The sequence below is a fragment of the Stenotrophomonas sp. Br8 genome, assembly GCF_014763005.1.
GTDB classification, from domain to species: Bacteria; Pseudomonadota; Gammaproteobacteria; order Xanthomonadales; family Xanthomonadaceae; genus Stenotrophomonas; species Stenotrophomonas lactitubi.
This window is the reverse complement of sequence record NZ_JACGTN010000008.1, coordinates 410,765-426,357: the sequence shown is the minus strand read 5'-3', so window position 1 is coordinate 426,357 and position 15,593 is coordinate 410,765. Positions and strand designations below refer to the sequence as shown.

Sequence of the window (15,593 nt, the reverse complement as noted above, 5' to 3'; positions counted from 1 at the left end):
GCAGGGCTGCGCCCTGCACCTGCCGAAGCCTCAAGCCAGAGCAACGGCAACGGCAACAGCTGGCTATCCGTGGGATGGCGGGGTGGGTCCGGTTGCGGGGGACGCCGTGAATACGTCCCTGTAGGCTCGGTCGCGCCATCCATGGCGCTCACGCCCCCGCAACCGGACCCACCCCGCCTTCGACAGATCTCCGCGATGTGTCGGAATGGCGTTCTGTGCTGCTGGTGGGTGTCGACCTGGGTCGACACAGTAGATCCACGCCATGCGTGGATGGGGCGTTCCTGGGGATGTGTGACGCGTCATTTCACCGGCGTCGGTTTTTTGGCCTATGGCTGCATGGAGCGGCGCAGACCATCAACAGATATATGTGTCGACAGATACTCCGCGTGTTTCGGAGTCGGCTCGACGCTACATGGCGCGAACCCTCCGTCACAAGGAAACCGTCGGAGGCGTGGGCGGGTCAGGGTGCGGGGGCGTGAGCGCCATGGATGGCGCGACCGAGCTTACATGGACGTACTTGCAGCGTCCCCCGCAACCTGACCCGCCCGCGCATCGCGCAGGAAGCAGCTGTTGCCGTTGCTTCGGCCGTTGCTTCAGCCGTTGCTTCAGCCGTTGCCTCTGCGGGTGCCGGGCGGCAGCCCGGCAACAACACCCCCACAAACACCAACGCCCGGGCAAGCCCAGGCGTTCGTGCCCCCTTCATGCTGGCAACGCGGGTCAGCTGGCCAGTTCGGCCGGCTCGCGTTCGATGCCGTACTTGCGCAGCTTTTCCACCAGCGTGGTGCGGCGCAGGCCGAGCAGCTGGGCGGCGTGGGCGACCACGCCCTGGGTGCGTTCCAGTGCTTCGTTGATCAGGCCCAGTTCGATGTTGGCCATGTGGTTGCGCAGGTCCAGGCCGTCGTCCGGCAACGCGGCGGGCGCGGCGGCACGGTTGACGGCGATGCCGTGCTCGAGCGACGGCTGGTTGCCGCTGCCGGGGGTGTGGAACGAGAAGCTGCGCAGGTCCAGGCGCTCTTCGCTGGCAACCACCGGCGGCGCTACGGCAACTGCCACGGTGGCCAGCGCGGCATCGCCGCGATAGCGTGCCGGCAGGTCCTGCACGCGCACCGAGCCACCTGGGTGCAGCACCGCCAGGCGTTCGACCAGGTTGGTCAGCTCGCGCACGTTGCCCGGCCATTCGTAACCAGCCAGTGCCTGCAGCGCTTCCGGGGTGAAGCGCACTTCGCCGCGGCCGGTGCGCGCCAGCTGGGTGGCGATGGTTTCCACCAGCGCCGGCAGGTCTTCGCGACGTTCGCGCAGGGCCGGCACGTCGATCGGGAATACGTTAAGGCGGTAGAACAGATCCTCGCGGAACTTGCCATCGGCGATCCGGCTTTCCAGGTCGCGATGGGTCGCGGCGATCACCCGCACGTTGCAGCGGATGGTCTGGTTGCCGCCGACGCGCTCGAAGCTGCGCTCCTGCAGCACGCGCAGCAGCTTGACCTGCATCGGCAGGCTCATGTCGCCGATTTCATCGAGCAGCAGGGTACCGCCCTCGGCCATTTCGAAACGACCCTTGCGCGCGGTCAGCGCGCCGGTGAAGGCGCCCTTCTCATGGCCGAACAGTTCGCTTTCCAGCAGTTCCGCCGGAATCGCGCCGCAGTTGATCGCCACGAACGGACCGTCGCGGCGCGGCGAGCGCTGGTGGATGCTGCGCGATACCACTTCCTTGCCGGTGCCCGATTCGCCCAGCACCAGCACGGTGGTGTCGAACGCGGCGACCTGCTCGATCATCGTGCGCAGTGCGCTGACCGCCGGACCGTTGCCGGTCGGGCCCTGGTCCTGCACGGCACCGGCCTGGTGTTCGGCATCCAGGCGCTTGAGGCTTGCGCGACGCAGCAGGGCTTCCATCTGCGCATGGCGCAGCGGCGCTTCCAGCGGCCAGATGTTGGCTTCATGCAGGCCATGCCGGTGGGCGAACGCAGTGGCATCACCGTCGGCCAGCAGCACCGGCGGCGGCAGGCTGCTGCCGCCCAGCCAGGCGTACAGCGCGGTGCTGGCGGCACTGTCGTCCAGGTTGCCGACGATCACCGCCATCCAGTCGTTCTGACGCTGGCGGGCCAGATCGAAATCGGCGGCGTCGGACACCCAGCGCGGGTTGAAGTCCATGAATTCCAGCAGGGCGACGGTGCGCTCGGCACGCACCGCATCGTTGTCCAGTACCAGGATGCGCGATTCGCTCACGACCGATCCTCCCTGAGGCCTTCCAGGATCGGCATGACTTCCTGGATGTAGGACAGCTTGCTGACGAAGTTGTCGGCGCCGGCGCGCAGCGCGTGTTCGCGGTGCTCGACGTCGTCGAAGTGGCTGGCAATCACGATGTACGGTGCATCGTCCTGCGACTTGATCAGGCGGGTGGCCTGCAGGCCGCCCATTTCCGGCATTGCCAGATCCATCAACACCACCTGCGGGCGCAGGCTTTCCGAGCGTTCGATCGCTTCCAGGCCGTTGCCGGCGCTGCCGACGATCTGCAGCCAGTCGATCTTGCGGAAGTGGCGCATCGCCGCGTTGATGAAGCCCTCGTGGTCATCGACCAGCAGAACTGTGAGCTTGTTCATGTCCAACATCCTTTTCAGCCCACCCGGGCCAGCTGCGGTTGCCTGGCGTTGACCCGGCGCCGTTCGCGGGCCGGGGCGATATCCAGTTGTTCGCGGTATTTTGCGACGGTTCGTCGGGCGATGTTCACCCCCTGGCGGGACAGCAGGCCAGCGATGGCCTCGTCCGCCAACGGGCGACCGGCGGGCTCGGCGTCGATCAGGCGGCGGACCATGGCCTTGACCGCCTGGCCGGACACGCTGGCCCCTTCCAGGCGCACGGCGAAGAAGTGCTTGAGCTCGAAGGTGCCGCGCGGGGTCTGCAGGTACTTGCCGGTGGTGATGCGCGAAACGGTGGATTCGTGCATGCCGATTTCCTCGGCCACTTCCTTCAGGGTCAGCGGTGCCATGGCTTCCTCGCCACGCACCAGGAAGGCCGCCTGGCGCTCGACGATCACCCGCGCCGTGCGCAGCAGGGTGTCGTAGCGCATCGACAGGCCGCGGCTGAACCAGCGCGCCTCCTGCAGCATCTCGCGCAGCGCCGGGGCGGTCTCGCTGGTCTCGGCCAGGGCCTGTTCGTACTGGCTGTTGATCGACACCCGGCGGCTGGTGGCCGGGTTCAGTGCCACCTTCCATTGTTCATCGGCGTGCCAGGCGACCACGTCGGGCACCACCACCGCATTGCGCTCGGGCAGCAGGCTGTCGCCCGGGCGCGGCTGCAGCGACAGGATCAGGCGAACGGCTTCGCGCACGTCCTCGATCTCGGCATCGTGCTGGCGGGCGAGGGCGGGGTAGTCGTGGGCGGCCAGGGCATCGAGCGCGCCTTGCAGAATGCGCGCGGCCAGATGTCGGGCCGGCACCACGCCGTGCAGGCTGCACAGCTGGGCCAGCAGCGATTCGCGCAGGTCCTGCGCGGCCATGCCGGCCGGCTCGCCCTGCAGCAGGTGCTGGCGGATGGCTTCAACGCCGTTGCCATCGATGTCGAACTGGGCGCTGGCCAGCAGCTGCAGCTGTGCCAGCGGTGCCTGCAGGTAGCCGGCATCATCGCAGTGTTCCAGCCAGAAGGCGGCCACGGCCAGTTCGCGCTCGTCCAGGTCCAGTGCCAGGCGCTGCAGCACGCGCAGCTGCGGATCGCTCGATTCGCCAGCGGCGATGCGTGCCATGCGGTCGTCGTCGCCGTCCTGCCAGTTGGCGCCGGACACATCCCACATCGAGGATTCGGGCAGCTCGTCGAACGCTGCCGTATCGACCGTGGTGCTGGCTGCATCGGTGGCTTCAGCGGCGGGCGCTTCGGCGTCTTCGATTTCCAGCAGCGGATTGGAATCCAGCAGGCGCTGGATTTCCTGCTCCAGGTGCAGGCCGTCGAGCTGCAGCAGCCGGATCGACTGCAGCAACTGCGGGGTGAGGTGAAGCTGTTGGCCCAGCTGGGTCGAAAGTGAAGCCTTCATTGCAGTTCCCCGGCGCCGCTCCCCGACGCCTTGTGGAACACATCTTGCTTTTGATCCGGCAGGCGCGGAATCGGGGGGTTCCTGAGGGTGCTGGTGGTATTCCCGACAGCGTGTAAGGAAATCCCCTACACAAGCGCGGGATTTTGACGATTCCGGTCGCTAACTCGTTGATTCGTGGTCGGTCGTCGCGCTGCTCGCTCGCGCCTCTTGTACGGAATCCCGTCGGGGTGCGTGTGGGTGACGGTATTTCGTCGCCAAGCCCGTGGGCGGCACCACGGTGTCAACGGTGTCGCGAGGACGTCATTCCAGCTCGTGCTGGTGGCGCGCAGCCAGCAGCAGCAGATCGTTGGCGCGACGGCAGCCCAGTGATTCCATCATGCGCGCGCGATGGGTCTCCACCGTCTTGACGCTGATGCCAAGGTCGGCGGCGATTTCCTTGTTGCTCTCGCCCTTGCCGATGCGGCGAAGGATCTCGCGCTGGCGCGGCGACAGTGCGGCAATACCGGTCGGCTTTTCGCGCCCGAGCATCGGTGCCAGCATCTTGGCCGAGATCTGCGGGCTCAGGAACACCTGGCCGGCATGCGCGGCACGCAGCGCCAGTTCCAGTTCCTGCGGCGCGGCATCCTTCACCACGAAACCGACGGCACCCCGATCGAGCGCATCGCGCACGTGGGCGGCGTCATCGTGCATGGTCATCATCACGATGCGCGTGCCGGGTGCGCGCAGGCGGATGTCGCTCAGTGCTTCCAGGCCGGTACGGCCGGGCAGCGACAGGTCCATCAGCACCACGTCCGGTGCGTGTAGCAGGGCCATCTGCAGTGCCTGTTCGGCATTGCTGGCCTCGGCGACGAGCTGCACGTCGGCAAACCCCTGCAGCAGCCGCGCCAGGCCGGCGCGAACCAGGGTGTGATCGTCGACGATGAGAACTCGCACAGGCACGCTGGAGGTTGGGGAGGGGGGTCCACCTTAACTTAGCTGAACGGGCACGCCAAGGGCCGTCTGTCTGCCTGCATGGTGGCAGATTTCAGCGTGCGCGGCGGGCCTCGGCCACCTGCCGCCGATGCAGCCGGAACAGATGCCGTTCCATCGCCATTTCCAGGCCATCGCCAAGGCGATGGAAACGCAGCCACAGGTAGTGGCCGCCGCCGCCATCAGCTGCTTCGGCGATGACTTCCACCGGCAGGTCGATATGGTCGGGCAGCCAGTCGCTGGGTTGCAGGCGGACCACGCCGGCCTGGCCGGGCAGGCTGCCACTGCGCGGGCCCAGCTGCAGGCGGATGCCGCGGCGCGACCAGCGCACCGGGCGCAGCGTCGGTTCCTGGCCCTGCTGGCGGATCAGGCGGCCGAGCAGGACCATGGTCAGGTCCACCTTGGCTTCCAGGCGCTGCAGCTGCAGGCTGGCTTCGCTGCGTTCTTCGTGTTCGTCGATGCGACTGTCTTCGACCAGCGCCAGGCTGCGCAGCAGGCCTTCGGCACTGCTGGTCCGGCCTACCGCGCTACCAGCCTGGAACTCGGCGGGCAGGGCCAGTTCGCAGCTGAGCGTTTCGTCGAACAGCTCGCTTTCAGCCGGGTGATGCAGGGACGTGGTCGGCAGGACGGTCATGCCAGCGATTCTGCCTGCAGGTAGGCATGCGCGGCGCGAAGGGAGCGGCGGCCGTCCTGGATCTGCACGGAGACGGCATCGCGACGCTGGCGCAGCAGACCAAGCAGGCTCTGCTGGCGTTCCAGCAGCGCGGACAACGGTGCGTGGTCGGCGCTGCCCAGCGGTTGGCTCAGCAGTGCATGCAGGGTGCTGTCATGGCCATCGAGCAGGCTGTCGGCCTGTTCGAACGCCTCTTCGTCGAGGGCCTTCTCGAAGGCATCCAGCTGCGCATTGAGTTCAAGCAGGCTCATGGCGCCACCGCCGCGGGACGACGCTGTTCGTGCGGAATGGCATTCCAGGCACCGTCGATCTCGCCCAGCAGCTGCAGCGATTCGTCCAGTGCAGCGCGGTCGTTGTGCAGGTTGGCCTCGGTCAGGCGCTGCAGCAGATAGTCATACAGCGCCGACAGGTTGCCGGCGATTTCGCCGCCGGCTTCATGGTCCAGCGAGCCGTTGAGGTGGGCGACGATCGCGCATGCTTCGCCGATGGCCTTGCCCTTGCCGGCCTGGTCGCCCTGCTCGAGGGTGGCCTGTGCACGGCGCACGCGCTCCAGTGCGCCGGACAGCAGCAGCGCCACCAGTTTGTGCGGATCGGCATCGGCGACCGCACTGGTCACACCCACCTGGCGGTATTGCTCGGCGTACTGACGGCTGGAACCGTACATTCGTGATTCTCCCTTGCGCGGGGTGCCGGGGTGCGGTCGAAGGGACCGTTGACGCCGGCACTGCGATGATTGCTGTTGCGTCCGTTATCGGTGCGTACGGCGCCAAACTTGAGCGCCGCGCGTGTTTCCTCAGCGGTTCAACTGGGCCAGCTGCTGCTGCAGGGCGGTGTTGCTCTGCTGCAGCTTGCCCATCAGGCTGTCCAATGCCACGAACTGCTTCTTGTAACGGGCTTCAACACCGACCATGCGCGCGTCCAGGTCCTTGCGGCGCTTGTCGATGTTGTCCAGCGTGGTGTTCAATCCCTTGGTGCGGGCGACGAACGCGCCTTCCTTGCCGACCGTGGTGCTGACGTAGCCGTCAACCAGCGAATACAGGCGGCCGGCACCGCCGGTATCGCCGGTGACCGCCTGGCGGATCTTTTCCGGCTGGGCGGCGAGGGCAGCAGCGAACTTGGTGCTGTCCAGCACCAGGGTGCCATCGGCGTTGGGGTAGCCGCGGGTCTGCAGGCCCAGCGCCTTGGCGTCCAGCTGGTCGCCGGCCAGGTCCTTGAGCACACCGGACATCGTCGAACGCAGCTGCGCGATCGCACCACGCATCTGCGCGTCGCCGGTCAGTGCGGCCGCTTCCTTGGTCTTCGGGTCGTACTTGGTTTCGGTGTTGATCGCCGCGACGGCCGCGTTGTAGGCGGTCACGAACTCCTGCATCACCTTGGTCGCGGCGCTGGTGTCGGTGCTGATGGTGACGGTGCTCAGGCCCGGCACTTTCAAGTTCAGGGTCAGGCCCGGCACCGCGTCGGTCACGGTGTTGCTGGCACTCACCACTTCCACGCCGTCGATGGTCAGCAGCGCATCCTTGGCGGGGCTGTTTTCCTTCAGGCTGCCGACCAGCGCGCCCAGCTTCGGATCGCTGCCGGCGTATTCCAGCTTGATCGCGCTGGCCGCGCCGGTCTTTTCCTGGGCGATGGACAGGTACTGGTTGTCGCCGGAGCTGATCAGCGTGGCCTGCACGCCTTCCTTGCGGCCGGCGGCGTCGATCTTGTTGCGGACGGTGGTAAGCGTGTCGCCTTCCTCCACCTGCACGTTCATCGTCTTGGCCTTGTCGCCCACGCCGACGGTCAGCGTCAAGGTTCCGGCACCGAAGGTATCGGTCTTGGGCACCGACGTGTCGGCGATCAGCTTGTGCGCCGACGCCAGGTTCTTCACCTCGATCTTGTGGGTACCGTTGGCTGCGGCCGCCTTGCTGGTGCCAAGGTCGTACAGCGCCACCGATGCGGTCAGCACATCGTCGGCGTTGTTGGGGCCGGCCTTGCCGGTGGCGCTGACGGTGCGGGTATCGAAGGCAGTGGTGGCCTTCAGCGCGGTCAGGGCGGTCTTCAGCTTGTCGAAGGCCGAGGTGACCGTGCCGAGCGACGACAGCTGCATCTTGGTCTTGGACTGCTGCAGGTTCAGCGCGTTGTCGGCCGGCTTGCGGTCCGCTGCGACCAGCTGGTTGACGATGCTGGAGATGTCCAGCCCTGAGCCAATGCCACCGTATCCAAAGTCTGCCACGTCGTTTCTCCTGGTATACGGGCCTGGCCATCGTGCGGCGGCCCGTCGTCAACGAAAATAGCGGCCTGCGCCGCTGGGTCTTGAGGACTTCGTTGATGCATGCGCCGTGCCACTGGCCGGAAGGGCAGTTCTGGCACGCCGGTTGCAGGAGGTCTGGGGCAGGGTGCGGGTGGGTTCACCGCGGGCTGCCGGGGGTCTGTAAAAAACCCTCCCCCAATGCAGGGGAGGGATCAGGCTACTGACAATCGGGGGGAGACGAAGCCGCCCGGTACGTACAGTCAAAATGCACAACGCTGAAAGAGAGGTCCGCAGGGGCGGGCGATGCCAAGCCGGTTCGGGACGCTTCCCGGGCCGGGCATGGCCCGCATCTGTGTACGCCGTGGCTGTCGGGTTGCCGCTACCGTCGGTTCAAGCCGACGGTAGCGGCGCCTTCTTGCCGTGGATCAGCGCAGCAGGCTGAGCACGCCCTGCGGCACCTGGTTGGCCTGGGCCAGCATGGCCGTACCGGCCTGCTGCAGGATCTGGGTGCGGGTCAGCTCGGCGGTTTCCTTGGCGAAGTCGGTGTCCTTGATGCGGCTACGCGACGAGGACAGGTTTTCCGACGAGGTCTGCAGGTTGGCTACGACCGAGGTGAAGCGGTTCTGGATCGCACCGAGGTCGGCGCGGGTGCTGTTGATCGCACCCAGGGCCTTGTCGACCACTTCCAGCGACTGCTGGGCGCCGAGCACGGTGCTCACATCCAGCTTCTGCACGTTGGCGGCGGTGTCGGTGCCGGCGGTGTAGGCGCCGGCTGCAGCCTTCGCGCCCCACACGCCGGTACCGGCGTTCAGGTCGCTGCGCTCCAGGGCGATGTCGGCGGCCACGATGGCCTTGCCTTCCTTCACCGAGCTCAGCTTCATCGTGCCGTCGGCATTGGCTTCGGCGTAGATGCCGGCCTCACCGATCTTGGCGTTGATCGCGGTCGCGACCGCCTTCGAAGCGTCTGCGGTGGTGGCGCCAGCCTTCAGTTCGACCGTGCCGATGTCCACACCCATCACCTTGCCGGTGATGCGTGCGCCGTCGGTGCTGGCAACCAGGGCGTCAGTTGCGCCGTTGGCGAAGGTCGCGGTGCCCAGCGAGCCGGCCTTGGCGTCGATGGTCTTGTCGATGGCGATCGACTGGCCGGCGTTGGCGCCGACCTGGAACAGCTGGCTGGAGAACGAGCCGTCCAGCAGCTTGGTGCCGTTGAAGTCCGACTGCTTGGCGACGCGGTCGATTTCCGAGACCAGCTGGGTCACTTCGGCCTGCAGGGCCTTGCGGTCGCTGGCCGAGTTGGTGGCGTTGGATGCCTGCACCGACAGCTCGCGGACGCGCTGCAGGTTGTTGCCGATTTCAGTCAGCGAACCTTCGGCGACCTGGGCCAGCGAAATGCCGTCGTTGGCATTGCGGATGGCGACGTCGGTGCCACGGATCTGGGTGCCGAAGCGCTCGGAGATTGCCAGACCGGCCGCATCGTCCTTGGCGCTGTTGATGCGCGAACCGGAGGACAGGCGCTGGATGGTGGTGGCCAGCGAGCTGCCGCTGGTGCTCAGGTTGCGCTGAGCATTCAGGGACATGGTATTGGTGTTGATGACTTGTGCCATGGTGCTTTTCCTTTGGCGAAGGTGGAACGTGTTTCAGGATCCGGGCGCCGCGTCATGCAGCGCCCGGAGGTCGATCAGAGAGCAGATCAGCGCAGCAGGCTGAGCACGCCCTGCGGCACCTGGTTGGCCTGGGCCAGCATCGCCGTACCGGCCTGCTGCAGGATCTGGGTGCGGGTCAGCTCGGCGGTTTCCTTGGCGAAGTCGGTGTCCTTGATGCGGCTGCGCGACGAGGACAGGTTTTCCGACGAGGTCTGCAGGTTGGCCACGACCGAGGTGAAGCGGTTCTGGATCGCACCGAGGTCAGCGCGGGTGCTGTTGATCGCACCCAGGGCCTTGTCGACGATTTCCATCGCCTGCTGGGCGCCCTTCACGGTGCTGACGTCCAGGTTGCTGGCGTACTTCGCTGCCGGGGCCGCAGCAGCGGCAGTGGCGGTGAAGGTGGCCTGCGTGTTGCCTGCCCAGGTGCCCGGAGTGGCAGTGATGGCCTTGAACGAGCCATCGGCATTGGCGCTGTCCTTGACCGAAGTCAGGGTCACGCCGGCGGTGCCGTTCACTTCGGCGTAGACGCCGGTTTCACCGATCTTGGCGTTGATGGCGGTCACCAGCGCTTCACGCGACGCCTTGCCGGTGGCAGCGGCGTCGGCGCCCTGCTTGACCGAGACATCGGCGATGGCCACACCGTTGATCGACAGGCCGGTGGTGGTGAAGTCCGCATTGGTGCCCGGGTCGGCCAGGACCAGCGCGTTGGTGTCGAACTTGGCGCCACCCAGGGCATTGGCCTTGGCATCGATGGTCTTGTCGATGGCGATGGCCTGGCCGGCGTTGGCGCCGACCTGGAACAGCTGGCTGGAGAACGAACCGTCCAGCAGCTTGGTGCCGTTGAAGTCCGACTGCTTGGCGACGCGGTCGATTTCCGAGACCAGCTGGGTCACTTCGGCCTGCAGCGCCTTGCGGTCGCTGGCCGAGTTGGTGGCGTTGGAGGCCTGCACCGACAGCTCGCGGACGCGCTGCAGGTTGTTGCCGATTTCGGTCAGCGAACCTTCGGCGACCTGGGCCAGCGAGATGCCGTCGTTGGCATTGCGGATGGCAACGTCGGTACCGCGGATCTGCGTGCCGAAGCGCTCGGAGATGGCCAGACCGGCCGCATCGTCCTTGGCACTGTTGATGCGCGAACCGGAGGACAGGCGCTGGATGGTGGTGGCCAGCGAGCTGCCGCTGGTGCTCAGGTTACGCTGAGCATTCAACGACATCGTGTTGGTGTTGATTACTTGTGCCATGAGGAGAGGTCCTTGAGCGGTTGCACGTGAGTTGGGTTAGACGCCCCCGACGTGCCCCGGGGGCGGCTCATGTCAGCGCTGCAACAGGCTGAGCACGTTCTGCGGTACCTGGTTGGCCTGGGCCAGCATGGCCGTACCGGCCTGCTGCAGGATCTGGGTGCGGGTCAGCTCGGCGGTTTCCTTGGCGAAGTCGGTATCGCGGATGCGGCTGCGCGATGCGGACAGGTTCTCCGAGGAGGTCTGCAGGTTGGCGACCACCGAGGTGAAGCGGTTCTGGATCGCGCCGAGGTCGGCGCGCACGCTGTTCACCGATTCGAGGGCCTTGTCGACGATCGACATCGCCTTCTGCGCGCCCTCGGCCGTGGTGACGTTCAGGTCCTTGACGAAGCTGGCCGTTGCGCCGGTCAGCGTGCCGCCGTTGGTGCTGGTCTCGGTCAGGCCCAGGCCGGCGATGGTGGCGGCGGTGATGCCGGCCGGCGGGGTGGCCGCGCTGACACCCAGGGCGAAGGTCTGGCCGTCCTTGACCGACGCCAGGCTGACAACGCCGGCGTTGACGGAGGCAACCACGCCGGTTTCGCCCAGCTTGTTGTTGATCGCCGCAGCGGTGGCCGAGGTGATCGACTCGCCGGCCTTCACGGTGAAGTCGCTGACGGTGACCGTGGTGGCGGTGCCGCCCGGCGGGGTCACCGAGATCTGCAGGCCGGAGTAGGTGGTATCGGCGGTAGCCTTGTCGACAGCCAGTGCGGTGCCGGTGTAGCCGTTGGCGAAGCTGGCGGCGCCCAGCGAATCGGCCTTGGCGTTGACCACGCTGTTGATGGCGATGGCCTGGCCGGCGTTGGCGCCCACCTGGAACAGCTGGCTGGTGAACGATCCGTCCAGCAGCTTGGTGCCATTGAAATCGGCCTGCTTGGCGACGCGGTCGATCTCGCTGACCAGCTGGGTCACTTCAGCCTGCAGCGCCTTGCGGTCGCTGGCCGAGTTGGTGGCGTTGGAGGCCTGCACGCCCAGTTCGCGGATGCGCTGCAGGTTGTTGCCCACTTCGTTCAGCGAGCCCTCGGCCACCTGGGCCAGCGAGATGCCGTCGTTGGCGTTGCGGATGGCCACGTCCAGACCACGGATCTGGGTGGTGAAGCGCTCGCTGATGGCCAGACCGGCGGCGTCGTCCTTCGCGCTGTTGATGCGCAGGCCGGACGAGAGGCGCTGGATGGTGGTAGCGAGCGAGCTGCCGCTGGTGCTCAGGTTGCGCTGAGCGTTGAGCGACATCGTATTGGTGTTGATTACCTGTGCCATGGGGTCGTCTCCTCTTATGTGGAACCCGTTGGTGAAAGAAACGAAGCGCCGCCTGATTTTTTTGTTTGGCTGTGTGCTTCGCCGTTGCCAAATGAATAACGGCGCTTTGTCAACAACCTTTAGCCGGGAATTTCGTTGCAGCCGAATTTCGTCGCTGAAAGCTGTTTTTCCGGGGATTTCCGCTGGCCCGGAAGGAGCGTGGTGAACCCTGGAAGGGGCGGCCAGATACGACCAACCCACGCAGATGAAGGTATCGGCGGGGGCCGGCTGGGCTTGATGGGCGATTCCGGAACATCCGCCGGGCATGGCCCGGCGCTACCAGGGCCAACCCTTCGGTAGCGCTGGGCCGTGCCTGGCGAGTGCAGCGGTACATGACCGCAGAAACGAAAAAGGCCGCGATGCAGGGCATCGCGGCCTTGGGCTCCAACGCTGGCGCGTGGAATCAGCGGATCTTGTTGAACAGCGACATCGACTGCATCTGCGAGAACAGTGTCTGTGCCGCCTGCAATGCGGTGCTTTCCAGCTGGTACTGGCTCAACGCATCGGCGTAGTCCAGGTCACGCATCTGCGACAGCGTGGTCTTCAGCGTTACGCCATTGGCCTCGCGCATCTCCGCCGCATTGTCCAGCGCCTTCAGCTGCGCGCCACCGGCAGCGCGGGAATCGATCATCCGTTCCGCAGCGCGGCCGACATCGCGCAATGCGCTCTGCAGTTCGTTCTGCTGCGCGGCCATCTTCGCCGGCGTACCGGTATCGGCATCCAGCGCGGCGATCAGCTTGTCCATGGTGCCGAAGATGTCGCGGCTGCTGGCGGCCTGCACGTTGAAGCTGTCACCTGTCGCTGGCGCGCCCGCGATCTGCAGGCGAACGCCGTTGATCTCCAGTTCGCTGCCGGCCTTGTAGGTGCCGGTGCTGGTCACGTTGCCGGCACCGTCCAGTACTTCGTACTGGTCGGCGGCCGTGAAGCGCACACTGAACGGCTGCCCGTTCCAGCTGTCGCTGCCATCGCGGGTGATGTTGGTCAGCACGCCATTGCCGGTGTTGCCTGCCGCTGCGCTGCCATCGACGAAGCCATCGCCGGTGGGAATGCGCAGGAAGATCTCACTGCCGGGCAGGGCATCGCGCACGTAGGTGTCCGGGCCGACTTCCACCTGGCGCTGGGTCTGGTCGCCGCGATAGACAACTTTGCCGTCAATCTTGGCGAACGGCGGATCGCTGTCGTTGGTACCACCGAACACGTAGCGGCCGGTGCCATCGCTACTGTTGGCCAGCGACAGCAGACCGTCGCGGATCTGGTTCAACTCGGTGATCAGGGTCTTCTTGTCAGGCGCACTCAAGGCGGGATTGCTGGCCTGGATGGTCAGATCGTTGACGCGTGCCATCAGGTCGTTGACCTGGGCGAGGGTGTTTTCCTGCACGCCCAGGCGGTTCTGCACGTTGTTGCCGTTGAGCTTCATGCGCTCCAGTGCGGCCAGGCTGCGGTCCAGGCCAACCGCGGCACCTGCGGCGACCGGATCGTCCTTGGCGCTGACGATCTTGCTGCCGGTGGCGATCTGCTGTTCCAGATGGCTGAGCTTGGCCTGCTTGGCCATCATCAGCGCGACCGACTGGCTGTACATCATTCCGGTGGAAATGCGGTTGCTCATCGGCGCACGGCTCCCAGGATGGTCTGGAACATGGAGTCGGCAGTGGAAATCAGCTGCGAGGCGGCCTGGTAGGCCTGCTGCAGGCGCAGCATGTCGGCCGCTTCCTCATCGAGGTTGACGCCCGAGACTTCGTCACGCGCCGCCTGCGCCTGGTCGGCGATCACCTGCTGCGCCCCCAGCGAGTATTCCGCCGAACGCGCCGCCGCGCCGACCTGGGTGGTCAGCCCGCCCAATGCCCCGCCCAGTGTCACCGTGCCGGCGTTGAACGCCTTGGCCGATTCCACCTTGGACAGTTTGGTCGCGTTGCTGTTGTCCGACGAGCCGGCCGGGGTCGGAGTGATGTTGAAGGTGTCGCCATTCTTCGGCACGCCATCGAGCACGAAGCTCCAGCCGTTGGCGCTGATGGTCTGGCCGGGCGTGTAGGTCTGCGGCGGGCCACCATCGATGGTGTAGGTGGTGGCCGAGGTGAACACGATTGCAGCCGGGTTGCGCAGGTTGGCGTTGGCTGAGTCGGTCACGGTCACGCCGCTCAGCTTGCCGGTACCGGTGTTGGCCAGTGCCGCCGCACCCTTGATCGCGGCCGCCGCGGCAATGCGCGAGGGATCGGTGATCGCCATCTCCAGGCTGCCGGCCACGCCGGCCGTCGGCTGCAGCAGGAAGCGGTCGTTGGCCGCCGGGGTACCACCGACCACCAGCTTCACGCCGTTGATGAGCAACGGGTCAGCGGCGGTGCCGGTACCGGTCAGCGGAACGCTCGCACCGGTGTCGGCGCGGCTGGCGGTCCAGTTGCTGCCATCGAACTTCAGCACGATGTTCTGCGCTTCCAGTTTGCCGAGGTCACCATAGCTGGCGGTGATCGAACCGGTGCCGGTGTTGCTGGCGTTGCCGGTGACACGCGGCGTGCCGATGTTGAAGAAGTCGCCGCCCATCTGGCCGTACAGGTCGACGCCCTGGCGATGGGTGCTGTTGAACGTCTCGGCCAGGCCGACGGCCAGCTTGCCCAGTTCGGCCTGTGCCGGGGTCAGCACGGTGTCGCGGAACTCGAGCAGGCCGCCGATCTGGCCGCCCACCGCCTTCGGGTCCAGGGTGATGGTGCCGCCCTGGGTCTGCAGCGCTAGCTGCAGGCGCTCGGGCTGGTACGGGTCGGCCACCGTAGTGACCTTCGATGCAGTGGTGCCCACCACCAGCGCCTGGCCGCCGGCGGTGTAGACGTTCATGATGCCGCCGTCCTGGACCACCGCGGTGCCGCCGGTGTAGCCCACCAGCTGCGAGATCAGCTGATCGCGGCGGTCCAGCAGGTCGGGCGCGGCGTTGGCGATGTTGGTGCCGATGGCACCGTTGATCTGCGCGATCTCCGACGCCAGCCGGTTGACCTCGGTGGCACCGGCCATCAACCCGTTGTTGACCTCGCCATTGAGGTTGTTCAGATGGGTGTTGAGCTGGCTGAAGCGGTTGGCCAGCGCCTTGCCACCATCCAGCATGTTCTGCCGGTCGGCAGTGCCGGCCGCGTTGGAGGACAGGCCGCTGACGGTGTCGAAGAAGTTCGACCAGACCCCGGCCACGTTGGTGGCCGCGTCGGAGAACAGCGCATTGACCCGGTCGGCCATGCCCGAGAGCTGCTTCAGGCGCGCCAGCTCGCCGCCGCTGTCGAGCAGGCGCGAGATCGCCAGCTGGTCGGCCGCGCGGCGGATGTCGACGATGCGGGTGCCGTTGCCAACGTCGCCGTAGCCATAGTTCTGCGGGGTGGCAGTGGCGAAGTCGACCTTCTGCCGGCTGTAGCCGGGCGTGTTGAGGTTGGCCACGTTGTGGCTGGTGGTGGCCAACGCACGCTGGAAGGCGAGCAGGGCACTGGTACCGGTGGAAAGTACGCTGGACATGGGGTTC

General features: G+C 66.5%; 13 protein-coding genes. All 13 read right to left on the bottom strand.

All coding sequences use genetic code 11. The annotated features are described in order from the left end of the window. Positions 1 to 717: 717 nt before the first annotated feature. Positions 718 to 2,223 (bottom strand): sigma-54 dependent transcriptional regulator, encoded by a 1,506-nt coding sequence (locus H3005_RS09925; protein ID WP_191078055.1) that lies wholly within the window; start codon positions 2,221 to 2,223, stop codon positions 718 to 720. Continuing rightward, positions 2,220 to 2,597: a response regulator transcription factor gene (locus H3005_RS09920; protein ID WP_049460600.1), complete on the bottom strand. Its 378-nt coding sequence runs from the start codon at positions 2,595 to 2,597 to the stop codon at positions 2,220 to 2,222. The genes H3005_RS09925 and H3005_RS09920 overlap by 4 nt, the downstream gene beginning before the upstream one ends. 14 nt (positions 2,598 to 2,611) lie before the next feature. Beyond that, entirely contained in the window at positions 2,612 to 4,021 is a 1,410-nt protein-coding gene (gene rpoN, locus H3005_RS09915; RefSeq protein WP_191078054.1) for an RNA polymerase factor sigma-54, read from the bottom strand. 300 nt (positions 4,022 to 4,321) lie between these two features. Next, positions 4,322 to 4,954: a response regulator transcription factor gene (locus H3005_RS09910; RefSeq protein ID WP_089241023.1), complete on the bottom strand. Its 633-nt coding sequence runs from the start codon at positions 4,952 to 4,954 to the stop codon at positions 4,322 to 4,324. A gap of 91 nt (positions 4,955 to 5,045) precedes the next feature. Next, complete coding sequence (locus H3005_RS09905) at positions 5,046 to 5,624, bottom strand: PilZ domain-containing protein (RefSeq protein ID WP_089241025.1); 579 nt, start codon at positions 5,622 to 5,624, stop codon at positions 5,046 to 5,048. After that, positions 5,621 to 5,914, bottom strand: coding sequence for a hypothetical protein (locus H3005_RS09900; protein WP_100552478.1), 294 nt, complete (start codon positions 5,912 to 5,914; stop codon positions 5,621 to 5,623). The genes H3005_RS09905 and H3005_RS09900 overlap by 4 nt, the downstream gene beginning before the upstream one ends. Further along, positions 5,911 to 6,327 (bottom strand): flagellar export chaperone FliS, encoded by a 417-nt coding sequence (fliS, locus tag H3005_RS09895; RefSeq protein ID WP_089241027.1) that lies wholly within the window; start codon positions 6,325 to 6,327, stop codon positions 5,911 to 5,913. The genes H3005_RS09900 and fliS overlap by 4 nt, the downstream gene beginning before the upstream one ends. 129 nt (positions 6,328 to 6,456) lie before the next feature. After that, on the bottom strand, positions 6,457 to 7,875 hold the full coding sequence (gene fliD, locus H3005_RS09890; RefSeq protein WP_191078053.1) for a flagellar filament capping protein FliD: 1,419 nt from the start codon (positions 7,873 to 7,875) through the stop codon (positions 6,457 to 6,459). 443 nt (positions 7,876 to 8,318) lie between these two features. Continuing rightward, a complete protein-coding gene (locus tag H3005_RS09885) occupies positions 8,319 to 9,497 on the bottom strand; it encodes a flagellin (RefSeq protein ID WP_100552480.1) in 1,179 nt (392 codons plus the stop codon). 86 nt (positions 9,498 to 9,583) lie between these two features. Then, on the bottom strand, positions 9,584 to 10,774 hold the full coding sequence (locus H3005_RS09880; protein WP_100552481.1) for a flagellin: 1,191 nt from the start codon (positions 10,772 to 10,774) through the stop codon (positions 9,584 to 9,586). Between the two features lie 72 nt (positions 10,775 to 10,846). Next, a complete protein-coding gene (locus H3005_RS09875) occupies positions 10,847 to 12,064 on the bottom strand; it encodes a flagellin (RefSeq protein ID WP_191078052.1) in 1,218 nt (405 codons plus the stop codon). A gap of 442 nt (positions 12,065 to 12,506) precedes the next feature. Next, complete coding sequence (gene flgL, locus H3005_RS09870) at positions 12,507 to 13,709, bottom strand: flagellar hook-associated protein FlgL (protein ID WP_191078051.1); 1,203 nt, start codon at positions 13,707 to 13,709, stop codon at positions 12,507 to 12,509. Beyond that, a complete protein-coding gene (gene flgK, locus H3005_RS09865) occupies positions 13,706 to 15,586 on the bottom strand; it encodes a flagellar hook-associated protein FlgK (protein WP_191078050.1) in 1,881 nt (626 codons plus the stop codon). The genes flgL and flgK overlap by 4 nt, the downstream gene beginning before the upstream one ends. Between the last annotated feature and the right edge of the window lie 7 nt (positions 15,587 to 15,593).